Origin of the sequence: Kitasatospora sp. NPDC093679, from assembly GCF_040683455.1 — a bacterium.
GTDB classification, from domain to species: Bacteria; Actinomycetota; Actinomycetes; order Streptomycetales; family Streptomycetaceae; genus Kitasatospora; species Kitasatospora arboriphila.
The window spans coordinates 1-16,237 of the sequence record NZ_JBFBDW010000058.1; the positions used below are offsets into that span (position 1 = coordinate 1).

15 protein-coding genes are annotated in these 16,237 nt (G+C 73.0%); 4 read left to right on the forward strand and 11 right to left on the reverse strand.

Features of this window, described 5'->3' with window-relative positions; all coding sequences use genetic code 11:
- From AB0O09_RS32390 to AB0O09_RS32430, 9 genes are all read right to left on the reverse strand, one after another.
- Nucleotides 1–1,554: MFS transporter (locus AB0O09_RS32390; RefSeq protein ID WP_363548034.1), on the reverse strand; the 1,554-nt coding region annotated here is incomplete at its 3' end.
- A 103-nt stretch (nt 1,555–1,657) separates the two neighbouring features.
- Nucleotides 1,658–2,362, reverse strand: a complete 705-nt coding sequence (locus AB0O09_RS32395) for an AAA family ATPase (RefSeq protein WP_363548036.1) — start codon at nt 2,360–2,362, stop codon at nt 1,658–1,660.
- A gap of 38 nt (nt 2,363–2,400) precedes the next feature.
- A complete protein-coding gene (locus AB0O09_RS32400; RefSeq protein WP_363548039.1) occupies nt 2,401–3,444 on the reverse strand; it encodes an AvrD family protein in 1,044 nt (347 codons plus the stop codon).
- Nucleotides 3,445–3,448: 4 nt separating this feature from the next.
- Nucleotides 3,449–3,736, reverse strand: coding sequence for a phosphopantetheine-binding protein (locus AB0O09_RS32405; RefSeq protein ID WP_363548042.1), 288 nt, complete (start codon nt 3,734–3,736; stop codon nt 3,449–3,451).
- Entirely contained in the window at nt 3,730–4,491 is a 762-nt protein-coding gene (locus tag AB0O09_RS32410; RefSeq protein ID WP_363548045.1) for an SDR family oxidoreductase, read from the reverse strand. Before AB0O09_RS32410 ends, AB0O09_RS32405 begins: the two co-directional genes overlap by 7 nt.
- Complete coding sequence (locus tag AB0O09_RS32415) at nt 4,488–5,828, reverse strand: fatty acid--CoA ligase family protein (RefSeq protein ID WP_363548048.1); 1,341 nt, start codon at nt 5,826–5,828, stop codon at nt 4,488–4,490. The genes AB0O09_RS32410 and AB0O09_RS32415 overlap by 4 nt, the downstream gene beginning before the upstream one ends.
- Nucleotides 5,825–6,049 carry a hypothetical protein gene (locus tag AB0O09_RS32420; protein WP_363548050.1) on the reverse strand — a complete coding sequence of 75 codons (225 nt, stop codon included), beginning with the start codon at nt 6,047–6,049 and terminating at the stop codon, nt 5,825–5,827. The genes AB0O09_RS32415 and AB0O09_RS32420 overlap by 4 nt, the downstream gene beginning before the upstream one ends.
- The gene (locus AB0O09_RS32425) at nt 6,025–6,264 is read right to left on the reverse strand and encodes an acyl-CoA carboxylase subunit epsilon (protein WP_363548053.1); all 240 of its coding nucleotides are present in this window, start codon (nt 6,262–6,264) and stop codon (nt 6,025–6,027) included. The genes AB0O09_RS32420 and AB0O09_RS32425 overlap by 25 nt, the downstream gene beginning before the upstream one ends.
- Nucleotides 6,261–7,859: an acyl-CoA carboxylase subunit beta gene (locus AB0O09_RS32430; RefSeq protein WP_363548056.1), complete on the reverse strand. Its 1,599-nt coding sequence runs from the start codon at nt 7,857–7,859 to the stop codon at nt 6,261–6,263. The genes AB0O09_RS32425 and AB0O09_RS32430 overlap by 4 nt, the downstream gene beginning before the upstream one ends.
- Nucleotides 7,860–8,156: 297 nt before the next feature.
- Between AB0O09_RS32430 and AB0O09_RS32435 the strand changes: the two genes are divergently transcribed.
- The 3 genes from AB0O09_RS32435 to AB0O09_RS32445 all read left to right on the forward strand — a co-directional run bounded on the left by AB0O09_RS32435 (nt 8,157) and on the right by AB0O09_RS32445 (nt 13,884).
- Nucleotides 8,157–8,774 (forward strand): TetR/AcrR family transcriptional regulator, encoded by a 618-nt coding sequence (locus tag AB0O09_RS32435; RefSeq protein ID WP_363548058.1) that lies wholly within the window; start codon nt 8,157–8,159, stop codon nt 8,772–8,774.
- A 310-nt stretch (nt 8,775–9,084) separates the two neighbouring features.
- Complete coding sequence (locus AB0O09_RS32440) at nt 9,085–13,038, forward strand: beta-ketoacyl synthase N-terminal-like domain-containing protein (protein WP_363548061.1); 3,954 nt, start codon at nt 9,085–9,087, stop codon at nt 13,036–13,038.
- 186 nt (nt 13,039–13,224) lie between these two features.
- Nucleotides 13,225–13,884, forward strand: coding sequence for a helix-turn-helix domain-containing protein (locus tag AB0O09_RS32445; protein WP_363548063.1), 660 nt, complete (start codon nt 13,225–13,227; stop codon nt 13,882–13,884).
- Nucleotides 13,885–13,909: 25 nt separating this feature from the next.
- Here the strand turns inward: AB0O09_RS32445 and AB0O09_RS32450 are convergent, their stop codons facing one another.
- Nucleotides 13,910–14,269 carry a hypothetical protein gene (locus AB0O09_RS32450; protein ID WP_363548066.1) on the reverse strand — a complete coding sequence of 120 codons (360 nt, stop codon included), beginning with the start codon at nt 14,267–14,269 and terminating at the stop codon, nt 13,910–13,912.
- Between the two features lie 597 nt (nt 14,270–14,866).
- Between AB0O09_RS32450 and AB0O09_RS32455 the strand changes: the two genes are divergently transcribed.
- On the forward strand, nt 14,867–15,163 hold the full coding sequence (locus AB0O09_RS32455) for a hypothetical protein (RefSeq protein ID WP_363548069.1): 297 nt from the start codon (nt 14,867–14,869) through the stop codon (nt 15,161–15,163).
- 194 nt (nt 15,164–15,357) lie between these two features.
- Here the strand turns inward: AB0O09_RS32455 and AB0O09_RS32460 are convergent, their stop codons facing one another.
- Complete coding sequence (locus AB0O09_RS32460; protein ID WP_363548072.1) at nt 15,358–16,215, reverse strand: HEAT repeat domain-containing protein; 858 nt, start codon at nt 16,213–16,215, stop codon at nt 15,358–15,360.
- Between the last annotated feature and the right edge of the window lie 22 nt (nt 16,216–16,237).

Genomic DNA, 16,237 nt, shown 5'->3' on the forward strand with positions numbered 1-16,237 from the left:
GGTTTTTTGTTGGCGCCGGCGCCCTGGGCTCGGGTCGCCGTGGGGCGCCCCCTCGGGGCCGCCCCCCCGCCGGTGCGTTGGCGTGTTGGCGGTGCGGGCGGGGCGGGGCAGGGCGAGGCTGACGGCGGCGGCGATCAGCACCAGCACCAGGTCGATCACGCCGACCCACTGGAAGGCGGTGGCGTAGGAGCCGACGCCCTTCGGGGTGCCGAGGGCGGCGAAGAAGACCGAGCCGATCGCGGCGACGCCGGCGGCGCTCGCGAACTGCTGCGCGGTGGTGAGCACACCGGCCGCGGCGCCGGCCTGCTGCGGGCGGACACCGGCCAGCACCGAGCCGACCAGGGCCGGCACGGCCAGGCCGTTGCCGAGGCCGATCAGCACCATCGGGCCGATCAGCCGGGCCGGGCCGGTGTGGTCGCCCGACACGCCCAGCACGATCAGCAGGACGACGAAGCCGACCGCCGCGATCGAGCCGCCGGTGGTGATCATGCGGCTGCCGTACTTGGCGGTGATCCGCTGGGAGGCGATCGACGCGCCGGAGAACGCCAGGCCGAGCGGGGTGAAGACGAACCCGGCGGCGAGCGGCTTCAGACCCAGACCCGACTGGAGCACCAGGGTCAGGGTGAACATGAAGCTGAAGAAGCCGGCGAAGGTGGCGATGCTGACCACCAGACCGCGGCTGAACGCCCGGTCGGAGAAGAGCGACAGGTTGAGCAGAGGCTGGCCGCCGCGCCGGGCCAGGCCGCGCTCCCAGAGCAGCGTCAGGGCCATCGCGGGCACCGAGGCGACCAGGCTGACCCAGGTCCAGGCCGGCCAGCCCTGGATCCGGCCGAGGATGAGCGGGACGAGCGCCAGCGCCAGGCTCACCGGGACGCCGATCGCACCGACCGGGTCGAGCGAGGGCTTCCCGGTGGGCTTGCGGTGCGGCAGCAGCCGCGCGGCGAAGCCCAGCATGACCAGGCCGATCGGCAGGTTGACCAGGAAGATGACCCGCCAGCCGAGGCCGGCGACGTCCGCCTCCAGCAGCGCACCGCCGAGCACCTGGCCGGCGACCGCACCGACGCCGACGGTGACGCCGAACCAGGACAGCGCCCGGGCCCGCTCCGCCGGCGGGAAGGTCGCGGTGATCAGCGCGAGCACCTGCGGCACCATCGCGGCGCCGGTCAGGCCCTGGACGAGCCGCGCCGCCACCAGCTGGCCCGGCGACTGGGCGATGCCGCACAGCACCGAGGCGATGGTGAAGGCGACCGTGCCGGTCAGGAAGACCGCCCGGGAGCCGTACAGGTCGCCCAGCCGGCCGCCGGTGATCAGGCCGCTGGCGTAGGTGAACGCGTAGCCGGCGACGATGAGTTCGAGCGCGGCCTGACCGGCGGAGAGGTCGTGCTCCAGGGACGGGGCCGCGACGTTGACCACGTACAGGTCGAACTGGGCCATGAACATGGCCGCCAGGATCACCGGCAGCATCAGCCAGCGCTTGGCGTAGGGGGCCGGGTCGGCCGCGGGGGCCGCGGTGGCGGCCGGACCGGCGGCGGCCCCGTTCCGGGTGAGAGACATGGCAGTGGGTCCCTTCGGGGGGTTGTGCGACTTCTTCGTGGGGCTGGGTTCGGTTCAGGGGCGCGGGGAACTGCGCAGTTCCCCGCGCCCCTGTCGGTCCGCCTTATGCGGCGGCGGTCTTGGAGCGTTCCTGCTCCAGGCGCCAGTCGATCCGGGCGTACTCGGCCTGGGCGCGGGCGACGGCCTCGTCGACGGTGCAGACCGTCGGCAGGTCGAAGTGGGCGACGATCTTCTCCAGCCGCTCGTGCGGGGTGCCGGAGACCACGAAGTACGGGACCTCCAGCTCGTCGAGGGCGGCGAGGAGCATCGCGTCGCAGGTGGCGCGGAAGCGCTCGTTCATCGGCCGGTGGCCGTCGGCGGAGAGCTTCAGCTCGTTGGTGAGGTGCACGAAGCCGTCGAACGACTCCTTCACGTGCTGCTTGAAGTAGTGGCCGAGCTGGGCGGTGACCTGCTCGAAGAAGGCCATCTCGGCGTCCTGCCGGGGCGGGTGGCCGTTCTCGGCCGCACCCGGGTCCATGCCGAACTCGACCCGGACGGCGGCGTATATCCACTCCTGCAGCGAGGAGCCGTCGGCTATGAAGCTGCCGCCGAGCAGCGCCTCGTTGACGGCCCGGCCGACGTGCCGGCGGACGGCCAGCTGGATGTACTCGGCCGGGGTGACCTCGGTCAGCGCCTTGCCCGGGACGGCGTCCGGCATGATCTCGCGGATGGTCTTCGCGGGCGAGCGGGGGATGCCGGTGAGGTGCGAGAGGGCGATCGCGGTGGAGGTCTTCCCCGCGGAGTAGGTGCCGGAGACGGAGATGCGCATGGTGGTGGCTCCTTGTCGGATGCGGCGGGTGCCGGGGGTCAGCGGGCGGTCGCGGCGATGTGCGCGGGCAGCTCGTGGGCGAAGGAGCAGCGCATGCCGATGCCGGCCAGGCCGCCGCTCAGTTCGACGTTGCGCCAAGTGCCGCCGCGCAGCGGCAGCAGCCGGCGGCCGGTCAGGGCGGCCCGGGTGGTGAACGGCCGGCCCTCGACGAGTTCGACCGCGGGCTCCTCCTCGGGGGCGGTCAGCACCGTCTGCATCATCCAGAGCGTGTTGCTGTCGGCGCGGCTGAGCCCGTCGAGCTCGTACATCAGCACCTGCGCCAGCTGGAGGTTGACGACGAAGCAGTCGATCAGGCTGACGGTGGGACGGTCGCCGGCGGCGATGCCGTCGACCGGGGCGGGCGCGCCGGCTCTGCGGGTGAAGCGGACGAGGGCGGTGGCGCCGTGCTCGCGGTTGTCCACCGCCACGTCGGTGATCTCGTGGTGGCGGTACTTGAAGCCGGCGCCGTAGAAGCGGTACTCGCCGCGGCCGAGCGCCGCGTCGAGGCTGCCGAAGCGGGCCTCCTCGGCGGCCCGTTCGACGATCGGGTGCTCGGTCTCGACGCGCACCCGCAGGTTGCCGACGGCGCACTCGTGGACGGAGCGGTACCGCGCGCCGGCCGGCTCGGTGCTGCGCAGCCGGGCCGAGAGCGGCACGCCGGTGAGGTCCTCCTGCGGGGCGGTGCCGGCCCGCAGCACCACCTTGGCCAGGCGCACGGTGCGCCGCTCGGCCTCGCCGAGGCCGTAGGCGTGCGCCAGGTGGAGTTCGGCGAGCTGGACGCCCAGCACCAGCGCGTCGACGGTGCTGAGGTGCGGACGCAGGTCGGTGCCGTCCTTCTTGCGGGACCAGTCCGCCGGGTAGCTGAGGTCGAGCGTGCCGCGCACACCCGGCTCGGCGGCGGAGGAGCCGGAGGTGGCCGGGGTGGCGTGCAGGCCGTGGACGCGGTACCCCGCCCGTTGGTAGCCGCGGGAGAAGAAGCGGGTCTCGCCGGGGCCGAGGTAGTCGTCGATGGAGTGCAGCAGCAGCTGCTGGTCGGTGGCCACGGCGTCAGGCCCCCGCGGAGGCGGTCGCCGGCTCGGCGCCCAGGGCCACGGTGTAGGCCTGCGCCAGGTCGCCGATGGTGCGCATGTCGGTGATCGAGACGCCCTCCTCGAAGGGGTCGACGCCGAGCTGCATCTCCAGCTCGATCAGCAGCTGTGCCAGGGTCAGCGAGTTGAAGCCGAGCTCCGTCAGGTCCTCGCTGTCGGCGGCGGCAGCGGCGTCGTTGTCGGCGTCGAGCAGCAGGGCGCGGGCCTCGCGCTCGATCAGCTCACGGATCTCGGTGGGGGTCAGCATGTGATACCTCCGTCGATGACGAGGGACTGCCCGGTCACGAAGTGCGCGCGGGCGGAGGTGAGGAAGAGGATCGCGTCGGCGATCTCCTCGGCCGTTCCGAGCCGGCCGAGGGGGGTGCGGTGCTGGATCTTCTCGCGGTTGCGTTCGGTGACGTCCGCGGTCATGTCGCTGTCGAAGAAGCCGGGGACGATGGAGTTCACCCGGATGTTGAAGGTGCCGAGCTCGCGCGCCAGGCTGCGGCTGAAGCCGTCCAGGCCCGCCTTGGCCGCGGCGTACACCGAGACCCCGCGGAAGCCGCGGATGGCGTTGATGGACGAGATGTTGATGATGTTGCCGCCGCCGTGACGGGTCATCAGCCGGGTGCAGGCCTGGGTGAGCAGGATCGGCGAGGTGAGGTTGTTGGTGACGAGCGAGTCGATCTGCTTCGGCGGTGTGGTCAGCAGCAGCTCCTGGTGGAGCACGCCGGCGTTGTTGACCAGCAGGTCGACCCGGCCGAACAGGCGGCCCACGGTGCGGACGAAGACCCGCATCGCGTCCGGCTCGCCGAGGTCGGCCCGCTCCCAGTGGAAGGAGCCCGGGTACTCCTCGGCCATCGCCGTGGTGAAGGCGTTGGCGCTGCGGCTGAACGTCGCCACCCGCCAGCCGTCGGCGAGCAGCCGCTCGACCAGCGTGCGGCCCAGCCCTCGGCTGCCGCCGCTGACCACCGCGACCTTCGGCGCGGCCGGCCCGTCGGACCGCTCCGGCAGCGCGCTCACGCGGCGCTCCGGATCTTCTTGAACCGGTCGGAGTGCTGGTCGGCGTCGGAGATCTCGACGACCACCGGCACCTTGAACGCCTCCAGCCGACGGCCGCAGTGTTCGCGCACCGCCCGGACGACGTCCGCGCGCTCGGCGGGAGCGGCGAGCTTGACGGTCGCCTTGACGACCATGCCGGTCACGTGGCTGGGCCGGCCCGAGACGGTCGCCTCGGCGATGCCCGGGATCTCCAGCAGGACGTTCTCGACCTCGCTGGGGTACACCTTCTCGCCCGCGACGTTGATGATCTCCGACTTCCGGCCGAGGATGCGCACGTACTCGCCGTCGGTCTCCACCGCGTCCTGGGTGTTGAAGTAGCCCTCCGCGTCGAACGGCGCCGGCGCGTTGAGGTACCCGAGCATCGCCATGTCGGAGCGGATCCACAGGACGCCGTCGACGATCCGGTGGTCGAAGCCCTCGCCGCCGAGCTTCACCCAGAGGCTGTCGTCGCTCTTCGACTTGGTGGGCATGATGCCCAGCTCGGACAGGCCGTAGGTCTGCTTGAACCGCACCGCGGGCAGCGCCTTCTTCAGCGCCTGCAGGGTCCGCAGCGGCATCGGCTCGGTGCCGTAGGTGATCAGCCTCAGCGCACCGACGTCGTGGCGCTGGTAGGCACCCGAGATCAGCAGCATGTTGAGGAAGGTCGGCGTGGTGGGCAGCACCTGGACCCGGTGGGCGGCGACGGCCGCGCAGACCGTGTCCGCGGTCCGCTCGGCGACGGTCACCAGCGTGCCGCCCTGGCTGAGGGTGTGCAGCAGGGTGTTGATGCCGCCGATGTGGTCCAGGTTCAGGAAGGCCAGCGTGCGGGCCGGCCGGGTCGGCTCGCCGTACTTGGCGAGGATCCTGGAGAAGTCCAGCACGGTCGCCTTCGACCGGCCGGTGGTGCCCGAGCTGAACAGCACCAGGCCCGGCACGCCCGCGGCGCGCAGCCGGCCGTACAGCTCGTGGCCGGCCGTGCGGCCGGTCCGCTCGAACTCCCGCGAGCCGTCGGGCCGGACGGTGGCGACCGCCTCCACCTCGGCGATCTCGTGGAACTCCGCCCGCTTGGCGGCGGGCAGCGGCGTCAGCGGCACCACCACGGCCGACAGCTCGACCAGGGCGAGCAGGGCCGCACAGGCCTCGACGCCGCTGGCGCCCTCCACCACCACGACCTGCCCGGCGCCCACGCCGTTCCCGGCCAGGTGGGCCCGCCAGTCGGCGGTCCGCTCGGCGAGCTCGGCGTAGCCGGTCGGCACGCCGTTGAAGACGATCGCCTCGGTCTCGCCGAAGGCTTTCAGACGTTCCAGGAACTTGCTCATCGGATCCCTCCCTCAGGTGTTCTCTGACTGTGCGATGTGCCGTTCTCGGTGCTGTCGGCCAGCAACTCCTCGGTCAGAGCGAGGAGTTGCTCGGTCGTCCGGTGGAGGCGCCAGGCGGCGCGGGCGGCCTCGTCGGGGTCGAGCTCACTGCCCCAGCTCGCGCGGTGCAGGGCCAGACAGGTTCTGGTGCGGTCGATCACGGAGCGGTCGGTGCCGTGCATGGCTGCTCCCTGGAAGTGCGCCCCTGTGCGGTCAGCCAGGAGGGGCGGTGGCGTTGGATGCGGTCCCAGGCGGGGCGGTCGGGGACGGGCCGGTCGGCCGTCCGGCGGGTCGCGAGGGCCGCCACCAGGGCGGTGAGTACGGCGAGTTCTTCCGGGTCGGGGTTGCCCCGCAGGACGCGCAGCGCCGCCGGCGACCCGGTCCGCTGCGCCGTCACACCGGCTGGTTGCCGTGCTTGCGGCTCGGCAGGTCGGCGTGCTTGAGGCGGAGCATCGCCAGGGCCCGGGCGAGCACGGCACGGGTGCGCGCCGGGTCGATGACGTCGTCCACGAGGCCGCGCTCGGCCGCGTAGTACGGGTGCATCAGCTCGCTCTCGTACTCCTTGACCTTCTGCGCGCGCATCGCCTCCGGGTCCTCGGCCGCGGCGATGTCGCGGCGGAAGATCACGTTGGCGGCGCCCTCGGCGCCCATCACGGCGATCTCGTTGGTGGGCCAGGCGTAGGAGAGGTCGGCGCCGATGGAGCGGGAGTCCATGACGATGTAGGCGCCGCCGTAGGCCTTGCGCAGGATCAGCTGGATGCGCGGGACGGTGGCGTTGCAGTAGGCGTACAGCAGTTTGGCGCCGTGCCGGATGATCCCCTCGTGCTCCTGGTCGACACCGGGCAGGAAGCCGGGGACGTCCACCAGGGTGACGATCGGGATGTTGAAGGCGTCGCACATCTGGACGAAGCGTGCGGCCTTCTCGCTCGCGTGGATGTCGAGGACGCCGGCCAGGGCGTGCGGCTGGTTGGCGACGATGCCGGCGACGTTGCCGCCGATCCTGGCCAGGGTGCAGATGACGTTGGTGGCCCAGGTGGGCTGGATCTCCAGGTGGTCGGCGTCGTCGACGACCTCCTCGATGACGGTGCGCATGTCGTAAGGGCGGCTGCCGTCCGCGGGGACGAGGTCGAGCAGCGCCTCGCAGGGCCGGTCCTCCGGGTCGGTGCACGGCTCGGCGGGCGGGAACTCGCGGTTGTTCTGCGGTAGGAGGGAGAGCAGGTGCCGCACGTCGGCGAGGCAGGTCTCCTCGTCGTCGTAGGCGAAGTGGGACACGCCGGAGACGCCGGCGTGGACGTCCGCGCCGCCGAGGCCGTCGTGGGTGATCTGCTCGCCGGTGACGGCCTGGACGACGTCCGGGCCGGTGATGAACATCTGCGAGATGCCGCGGACCATGAAGACGAAGTCGGTGAGCGCGGGGGAGTAGGCGGCGCCGCCGGCGCAGGGCCCGAGCATCACGGAGATCTGCGGGATCACGCCGGAGGCCTTGGTGTTGCGGCGGAAGATGCCGCCGTACCCGGCGAGGGCGGTGACGCCCTCCTGGATGCGGGCGCCGGCGCCGTCGTTGAGCGACACCAGCGGCGCTCCGGTGGCCAGGGCCATGTCCATGATCTTGTGGATCTTCTGGGCGTGGGCCTCGCCCAGCGCGCCGCCGAAGATCCGGAAGTCGTGCGCGTAGACGAAGACCGTCCGGCCGTGCACGGTGCCCCAGCCGACCACCACACCGTCGGTGTGCGGCTTCTTCGCCTCCAGGCCGAAGCCCTGGGCGCGGTGCCGGCGCAGCGGCTCCACCTCCTGGAAGGAGCCCTCGTCCAGCAGCAGGTCGATCCGCTCGCGGGCGGTCAGCTTGCCCTTGGCGTGCTGGGCCTCGGTCGCGCGGGGCGAGGGGCCCTCCAGCACCTGGGTGTGCACCGCGGCCAGTTCGGCGGTACGGCCGCGCAGGTCCGGACGGAGCGGCGCCGGCACGTTCGGCCGGGCGCGGGGACGGGTCGTCATGGGATGCCTCCCCCTGGGGCAGGCCCGGCCGGGTCGGTCCGGGCTCGATGGCTCAAACGTACACTCAAGTCCACGGAATGGCTAGGGGGCTAAAAATGTATTCGAGTACATGAGTGCCTGCTGCGGCGGTGGAGGTCCTGTGTGCAGGTCTTCATCCGGCCTGGTCCGGGGCGGTGCCGTCCGTTGACATGGACTTCTCCCTATGTTTGAGTTGGAGCACATCAATGCACTCCAGTGCAGCAGCGACGATGTCATCTGGAGGCCTGTGTGCGTCGACCCTCGGACGCCCCTACGGCCGTGACCTCGCGGCGGGCCCGCAACAAGGAGCGCGCCAGGGAGCGCGTCTACACCTCGGCCAAGACCCTGTTCGGCCGCAAGGGGTATGCGGACACGTCCGTCGCGGAGATCGCGGAACACGCGGACATCGCGCGTGGCACCTTCTTCAACTACTTCCCGCGCAAGGACGCGCTCATCAGCGTATGGGCCGAGGAGCGCAGAACGGAGCTGATGCGCCGTCTGTCCCCGCAGCTGCGGCGCGGATCGGGGGTCGTGGCGGACCTCCGCGCCTGCCTGGCCGTGCTCGGCGCCCTCAACGAGGAGGAGCCGGAGCTCAGCGTGGCGATGCTCACCGCCTGGGTCCAGGCCGGGCGGCCGCTGGAGGAGGAGTCCTACCTCGGCGCGATCTTCGCCGACATCGTCGAGGCCGGCCGCACCCGGGGCGAGGTCCCCGCCGCGGCGGACGCCGAACGGGTCGGCGAGCTCGTGCGCGACCTCTACCTCGGCACGCTGTACCGCTGGAGCCGGAAGGATCCGGCCGACCGGCGCCGCCACTCGCTCGGCGCCGAACTGCAGCAGGCCCTCGACCTGCTGCTCCACGGCATCGCCGCGCCGCCGGGGCCGAACCCCCCGCGGTGACCCGGGGGAGGCCCCGCCTCCCCGCCCCTTCGAACGGGCCGCCCGTGCCTCGCGACGCTCTTGTCGTTGCGCGCACGGGCGGCCCGTTCCGCGTTGTCCGGGGCCGTTCGTTCGTCTGCGTGCCGGTGCGCGAATCGCCCATCGGAGGACGTACCCCGCCAACTCGCGCCGGCCGGGCGGCAGGTCCTCGGAATCGCATAGTTAAACACCGGGACCAAACTTGGCTTCCAGTGTAAGTTTGCATCGCGCTAACAACGAGCGCCCGCTGTCCCGTCCGTCCGGTCGTACTCGAAGAGATTGGACCACCCACATGGAGCACGTGCGACAGAGCCCCGGCACCCCCATCGCCGTCATCGGCATGGGCTGCCGCTTCCCCGGGGCCGACGGGCCGGAGCAGTTCTGGCGGAACCTGCTCGCCAACACCGACTCCGTCACACCCGTCCCCGCCGAGCGCTTCGACATCGCGGCCGACTACGACCCCGCGCCCGGCACCCCCGGCAAGACCGCCTCCCGCCACGGCGGCTTCATCGCCGACGCCTTCGCCTTCGACCACGCCTTCTTCGGCATATCGCCCGCCGAGGCCAGAGCGGTCGACCCCCAGCAGCGGCTGCTGCTCCAGACCGCCTGGGAGGCACTGGAGGACGCCGGCATCCGCCCCTCCGCCCTGGCCGGCAGCCGCACCGGCGTCTTCGTCGGCCAGGCCACCGCCGAGTACTCCGAGGCCTCGCACGCACCCAACGGCCCCGACGTGCGCGACGTCGCCGGCAGCCGACTGCGCGCGGTCACCGCCGGACGGCTGTCCTTCGCCCTCGACCTCCAGGGGCCCAGCCTCGTCCTCGACACCGCCTGCTCCTCCTCACTGGTCGCCGTGCACGCCGCCCGCCAGAGCCTGCTCACCGGCGAATGCGGCCTCACCCTCGCCGCCGGGGTCAACTTCCTGCTCTCCAGCCACGACGCCATCGCCTACTCCCAGGGCGGCATGCTCTCCGCCGGCGGCCGCTGCCGCTTCGGCGCCGCCGACGCCGACGGCTTCGTCCGCAGCGACGGCGTCGGCGTGGTCGTGCTCAAGCGCCTCGACGACGCCGAACGCGACGGCGACCGGATCCTCGCGACCATCCTCGGCAGCGCCGTCAACAACGACGGACGCGGCAGCGGCCTGCTGCTCCAGCCCGCCGTCGACGGCCAGGTCGACATGCTCCGCGCCGCCTGCGCGTCCGCCGGCATCGAACCCCGGCAGCTCGACTACGTCGAGGCCCACGGCACCGGAACGGCCGTCGGCGACGGCGTCGAACTCCGGGCCCTCGCCCAAGCCACCGCCCGGCCCGCCGACCGCCCCCTGCCCACCGGCTCGGTGAAGACCAACATCGGGCACGCCGAGTCCGCGGCAGGCATCGCCGGCCTCATCAAGGCCGTCCTGATCGTCCGCCACGGCACCGTCCCGGCCTCGCTGCACTGCCACCGGACCAACCCGGTGATCGCCGAACACGGCCTGCCCGTCCGCGTGGTGACCCGCAACACCGGACTCGCCGCATCCGGCGACCGCGCCCTCGTCGGCGTCAGCTCCTTCGGCATCTCCGGCACCAACGCGCACGTCGTCGTCGGCGAACACCGGCCCCGCGCCGCGCCCACGACCGCCGGGATCCCCGTGCCGGAGAGCGCCGCGACGGCCGGGGCCGCCGGAGCCACCGCGCCGGAGAACACCGAACACCTGCTCGTGCTCAGCGCCCGCTCGCGCCGCTCGCTCACACTGCTGGCCGGGGCCTGGGCCGACCACCTCGACGGTCCCGGCCGTGACCAGGAACTGCGCGAGCTGTGCGCCGTCGCCGCCCTCCGCCGCGACGCCCACCCCCACCGGCTCTGGGTCCGCGCCGACACCCACCGCACCCTCGCCGCCCGGCTGCGCCGCCTCGCCGCCGGCGACACCCTGGCCGAGGGCGGCATCGCCGAGGCCGGTTTCACCGGCCCGCGCCGCACCGCCTTCGTCTTCCCCGGCCAGGGCTCCCAGTGGCTCGGCATGGGTCGCGGCCTGCTCGCTGCCTCACCCGCCTTCGCCGCCGCCATGGCCCGCTGCGAGACCGCGATCCGCGACGAACTCGGCTGGTCCGTCACCGAGTTGCTCACCCGGGCGACCGAACTGCCCACCGACATCGACCGGGTGCAGCCCGCACTCTGGGCCGTCGGCGTCTCCCTCGCGGCCGCCCTCACCGACCTCGGCCTCGTCCCGGACGTCTGCCTCGGCCACAGCATGGGCGAGATCGCCGCCGCCAGTACGGCCGGCGCCCTCGCCCTCAGCGACGCAGCCGCCGTCATCTGCCGCCGCAGCCGGCTGATGCGCCGCCTCGCCGGGCGCGGTGCCATGCTCGCCGTCGAACTCTCCGCGGACGCCGCGCGCGACTACCTCGCCTCCCGGCCCGGGTCCGCCGCCGTCTGCGTCGCCGCGGACAACTCCCCGAACGCGACCGTCCTCGCCGGACCGCCCGAGGCGATCGCCGCGATCAGCGCCGACCTGGAGGGACGGCACGTGCTGTGCCGCACCGTCCGCGTCGAAGTGGCCTCCCACTCGCCCGACATGGACCTGATCGCCACCGACCTCGTCGCCGCCCTCGACGGCCTCGCCCCGCGCCCCGCCCGTACCCCGCTGATGTCCACCGTGCTCGCCGCCCCCGTCCGCGGCGACGAACTCCTGCCGCAGTACTGGCAGGACAACCTCCGCAAGCCCGTCCGCCTCACCGAGGCCGTGCGCCGGCTCGCCGCCGAGGGCACCGTCTTCGTCGAGGTCAGCCCCCACCCCGTGCTCGCCGCGGCCGTCGAGGAGACCCTCCGCGACAACGGCGCCGACGGCACCTGCCTGCCCACCCTGCGCCGCGGCTGCGACGAGCCCGCCGCACTCCTGGACGCCGTCGGCCGGGCCTTCGCCCACGGCGCGGCCGTCGACTGGCTCCGCTGGTACGGCACCCCGCCGCCCGTCCTCGACCTGCCCGCCTACCCGTGGGACACCGCCGAACTCCGCCGCGAGACCGCCGCCCCGACCCGCACCGCCGTGACGACCGGCGACACCGCCCCGTACGTCCGCGAGGCGGCACCCGGGGAGTGGGGCGTCGGCGAGCGGGGCACCGGCGTCACCGTCCACGGCATCGCCCCGATCGTGCCCACCGTCTACCTGGACGCCGTCCTCGACACCGCCCGCGCCGCCGCCCCCGACACCCGGTTCGCCCTCACCGGGGTCCGGCTCGGCAGCGCGGCGCTCACCCTGGACGACCTGCCGCACACCGCCCTGCGCGTCACCCTCGGCCGGCCCGGGCCCGACGGCGTCCGCCCCGTCCTCGTCCAGGCCCGCCGCGGCGCCGACGGGCCCCTGGAGCCGTGCGCCGAGGGCCGGTTGTGCCCCGTCGGCCCCGCCGACCCGCCCAACCGCCGGGACCTCCTGGACGCCGTCCTCGGCCGCCACCACGGCTACCTGTCCGCCGCCGGGTTCCACGCCGAGGCCGAACGCCACGGCATCGGGATCGGCGCCGGGTTCCGGGCCGTCCAGCACGTCTGGCGCCGCGGCAGCCACGCCGCCGCCCGGCTGCGGCCCGCCCCCGCCGCCTCCCGCGCCGCCGCCTGGGAGTCCGGCCTGCTCGCGCTGATCGCCGCGTACCCGGCCCGCACCGCCTACACCCCGCTGGCCTTCGGCACCGTCCGGATCCACGGGGACCTCGCCGAGGAGTTCTGGTCGCTCTGCCGGGTGCGGAGCGCGCCGGGCGGCCGGACCGCCCGCGGCGACGTGATCTTCGTCGGCGCCGACGGCACCGTCCTCGCCGAATTCCTCGACATCGACCTGCGGGCCCTGGACCACCGCCCGCCGCAGCGGCTGGCCTCCTCCCTCGCCGCGGTCCGCTCCCGGCTGCTGCCCCCGGCCGGGCGCGGGCACGTCCGCACCGCACCCGTCGTGGTCGATGCCGCGCTGCCGACCGTGGCCGCCGGCCCCGCGCCGGGCGGCCGCGGTCCCGCGCCGAGCGGCCACGCGTCGGTGGGTGCCGGCCCGGAGCGGTCCCGCTCCGCGGCGACGGCCGCCGAGGCCCTCGTCCAGCGCGTCGCCCGCGTCCTGGAGATCCCCGAGGACCAGCTCGACCGCCGCCGCCCCCTGCGCGACCTCGGCCTGGACTCCCTGATGGCCACCCAGCTCCGCGCCCACCTGCGCACCGACTGGGGACTGGACCTCACCGCGGGCCGCCTGCTCGGACCGGAGAGCCTCAACGGCATCCTCGCCACGATGCCCTGACCGAACCCCGGTCGATCCTGCGGGCGGCCGACGTCGCCCGCCCGCAGGCCACGACCCCCGGGCACCACGGAGAAGGGAAGCGATGGGCAACCTTCCAATTTTGACTGCAAAACATAGTTAAACTGTGGTGCATCGACCTGCGGGGAGGATGCCTCCCCGATCCCACCCGGCAGATCGGAGACACCGGTGAACACCACACAGACCGCCCCGGCCGAGCAGACCGCCGCACCCCTCGGCCGACGGGAGCGCAACAAGATCAGGATGAAGGAGCGCCTCTACGACGCGGCCCTCGCCCTCTTCACCGAACAGGGCTACGACGAGACCTCCATCGACGAGATCGCCGAACGCGCCGACGTCGCCCGCGGCACCTTCTTCAACTACTTCCAGCGCAAGGAGGACCTCCTCGGCACCTGGGGCGAGAAGCGCCGCGCCGCCCTCACCGCCGCGCTCGTCGACGACGGCCCCGACATGGACACCGCCGCCGGACGGCTGCGCCGCTGCATGACCACCCTCGGCCGGATGAGCGAGGAGCACCAGAAGGAGACCGGCGCCATGCTGATGGCCTGGGTCCGCGCCGGCCACCCCCTGGTCGAGGAGCCGTACCTCGCCGACCTCTTCGCCCGGATCGCCGCCACCGGCCTCGAACGCGGCGAACTCCGCACCGGCATCGCCGCCGAACAGATCGGCAACGCCCTGCGCGACCTCTACCTCGGTACCCTCTACCGCTGGTGCGGACGCCCCACCGACCCCACCGGCGCCCTCACCGACGAACTGCTCACCACCCTGGACCTCATGCTGTACGGCGTCCTCACCACCCCCGCCCCCGAGGAGGCCGCCGTGCGCTGACCGCCCCGTCCCCGGCGATGCCCCGTCAGAAGATCCTCGGCTCCTCCTCGCGCTGGCGCCGGGCCATCATCTCGTCCCACCAGGCGTCGTCGCCGGAGGGCTTGCGCCGCGGCTTCGGGCGGTCGTCGCGGGGCGTGAGGAGACTGCGGGGCGTCGGGTACTTCCGCTCCATCCGCGTCTCGTGGACGATCACCGTCACGACGAAGGCGGCAACGCCCAGGACGAGCAGCGGGATCCACACGCCGGACTCGAACAGCCAGTACAGGGCGCCCGCCGTCGCGAGGAGCACGACGACGCGCCCCGGCACCGGGAGCCGCTTGAACAGCCGCTTGTACTGCTGCTCCGGCCACGCGCTCGCCCGGATGAGCCGGCCCAGGAACTCCATCTCCTCCTCCTGTCGGGAGCTCCACGCCGACCGCCGTTGCGGCGGCGGGGCACTCCTGGCACTCCTGGCGGACCTGGCGGACTTGGCGGCTTTCGCCGACTTGGCGGAGCCGCCCGGCCTGGCGGGCCGATTCCCGCCAGCCGGGGCCTGCTTGCGCGGCGGCCGGCCGCCGCGCGACGGAGGATTCTGCGAATGCGGGGCCACCGATCACCTTTCCGGGGGTGGTGTGCGGCCGGCGCGGGGCTCCCCGAGCCTTCCCGCCCGTCGGCGCACCGTGGTTTCTCCCGGCCACGAGACCGCATCCTAGGGTCGCCGTGTCCACCCCCGCCCGCATCGACCGAAATGCCCCCTGCTCGGACAACTCCGGTCACTCGTAACGTCGTTCCGGTCGTTCCGTGATCGAGTCGGCCGCCGGAACGCGCCCTTCGAACTGCCGGCGCAGCCCCGACGGATCGGTCGCCCGTCAACGTGTCCGGCAGGCGAGTGCGAAAAGCCCGACTCGCTGCCCAACGGCCGAGAATTCCCGGACCGGTGTATTAGAGTCCGCCCCTAGCATCACTCGATCGACCGCTGCTCACCCAATCGATAGGAAGCCCGATGATCGGCGTGCTCGTGACTTTCACGCGGACCGAAAAGTTCGACCGTTCAACCGTCGCAAAGATTGCCGGCGAACTGCGAGGACCGTTCGAAGGCATGGCCGGCCTTCGCTTCAAGAGCTTCATGCTCGACGAGGACGGCGTCCACGCGAGGAACTTCTACGTGTGGGACGACGAGGACAAGGCCCGCGCCTTCTTCACGGAGGAACTCGTCGAGATGGTGACGGGGATCTACGGCGCCCCGCCCACAATCGAATACCTCGACATCGTGGGGTTCGTCGACAACTCCGGCACCTGATTCTCCGGGGCCGTCGCGCAAACCCCTGCCGTCCGGGCCGCCCACGAGAACGCCGCCTTCCGGGTGATCCGCGTACCCCGGGGGCCAGGTCGTCGCCGCCGAGGACGAACTCTTCGGCGGTGCGCCGTTGGCCGGCCGGAGCGGGCCGTGGGACCGACACGATCGCGAAGACGCACCGAAGGACCTGGAGCCGTTCAGAGCCACGTGGTCGGCGGTGCGAGGGCCTGGCGCGCAGCATCGCGCACGATCGCCTCCCCGTCCGTCGTGAGCCGTTCGAGTGCGGCCCGGACCTCGGGTGCCTGCATCCCTTGCAGTGCCAGTGCGGCCCAGTACCGGACGAGGCCGTCGGCGTCGCTCGTGCAGGCGACCACGGCGTCGGCGGCCGGCCCTTCCGGTGGCTGATGGAGGGACCGCACGGCTGCTCGGCGGACCTCGGGTGCAGCGTCGGAGGTGCCGGCGATCCGGATGGCCAGGGCACGTGAGGGATCGCCCAGGCCGAAGCCGGAGCCGAGGGTGGTCATCACGTCGGCGCGTACCTCGGCAGCCGGGTCGCAGGCCGCGTCGGCGACCAGGTCGAAGTACTCCGTCCCGAGCAGGTCGAAGAAGCACACGCCCCGGAGGCCGACTCTCCGCAGGCCCGGATCGTCGGAAGCGGTGCAGTCCACGGACAGCTCGAACGCGGTCTCGGGCCATGCCTCGAAGAGATCGAGGACGTCGGCATGCAGCATGTCCCCGTCCTCGTTGCGATCCGTCACCATCGCGCGCAGCAAGGCGGGCAGGGCCTCCTGGCCACAGGCGCCCGCGAGGGCGTGGGCCGTCCGGTCCCGCGCGAAGGAATCGTCCGCGGCGACGTGACGGGCGAGTCGCCGCTCCAGCTCCGGCCGCAGGAACGCGGCTGCCGGTGTCCGCAGCTTCTCCACCAGGGGCTCGAACCGACGGTGGGCCCCGGGCCCGCGCTCGGCGCTTGCAGCCAGCCGCGCGTCCAACTCGTCCAACGCGCGGCGCAGCGCGGCCCGCTTCGTGCGGCCTTCCTCCCGATCCGTCCCTGCCATGCCGCTCACCCTACGGGGAGCG

Excerpts from the sequence above, each read along its gene's own strand:
- AB0O09_RS32460 (WP_363548072.1), bottom strand. The coding sequence starts at position 16,215 with ATGGCAGGGACGGATCGGGAGGAAGGCCGCACGAAGCGGGCCGCGCTG.
- AB0O09_RS32430 (WP_363548056.1), bottom strand. The coding sequence starts at position 7,859 with ATGACGACCCGTCCCCGCGCCCGGCCGAACGTGCCGGCGCCGCTCCGT.
- AB0O09_RS32440 (WP_363548061.1), top strand. The coding sequence starts at position 9,085 with ATGGAGCACGTGCGACAGAGCCCCGGCACCCCCATCGCCGTCATCGGC.
- AB0O09_RS32455 (WP_363548069.1), top strand. The coding sequence starts at position 14,867 with ATGATCGGCGTGCTCGTGACTTTCACGCGGACCGAAAAGTTCGACCGT.
- AB0O09_RS32395 (WP_363548036.1), bottom strand. The coding sequence starts at position 2,362 with ATGCGCATCTCCGTCTCCGGCACCTACTCCGCGGGGAAGACCTCCACC.
- AB0O09_RS32405 (WP_363548042.1), bottom strand. The coding sequence starts at position 3,736 with ATGCTGACCCCCACCGAGATCCGTGAGCTGATCGAGCGCGAGGCCCGC.
- AB0O09_RS32420 (WP_363548050.1), bottom strand. The coding sequence starts at position 6,049 with ATGCACGGCACCGACCGCTCCGTGATCGACCGCACCAGAACCTGTCTG.
- AB0O09_RS32415 (WP_363548048.1), bottom strand. The coding sequence starts at position 5,828 with ATGAGCAAGTTCCTGGAACGTCTGAAAGCCTTCGGCGAGACCGAGGCG.
- AB0O09_RS32450 (WP_363548066.1), bottom strand. The coding sequence starts at position 14,269 with ATGGAGTTCCTGGGCCGGCTCATCCGGGCGAGCGCGTGGCCGGAGCAG.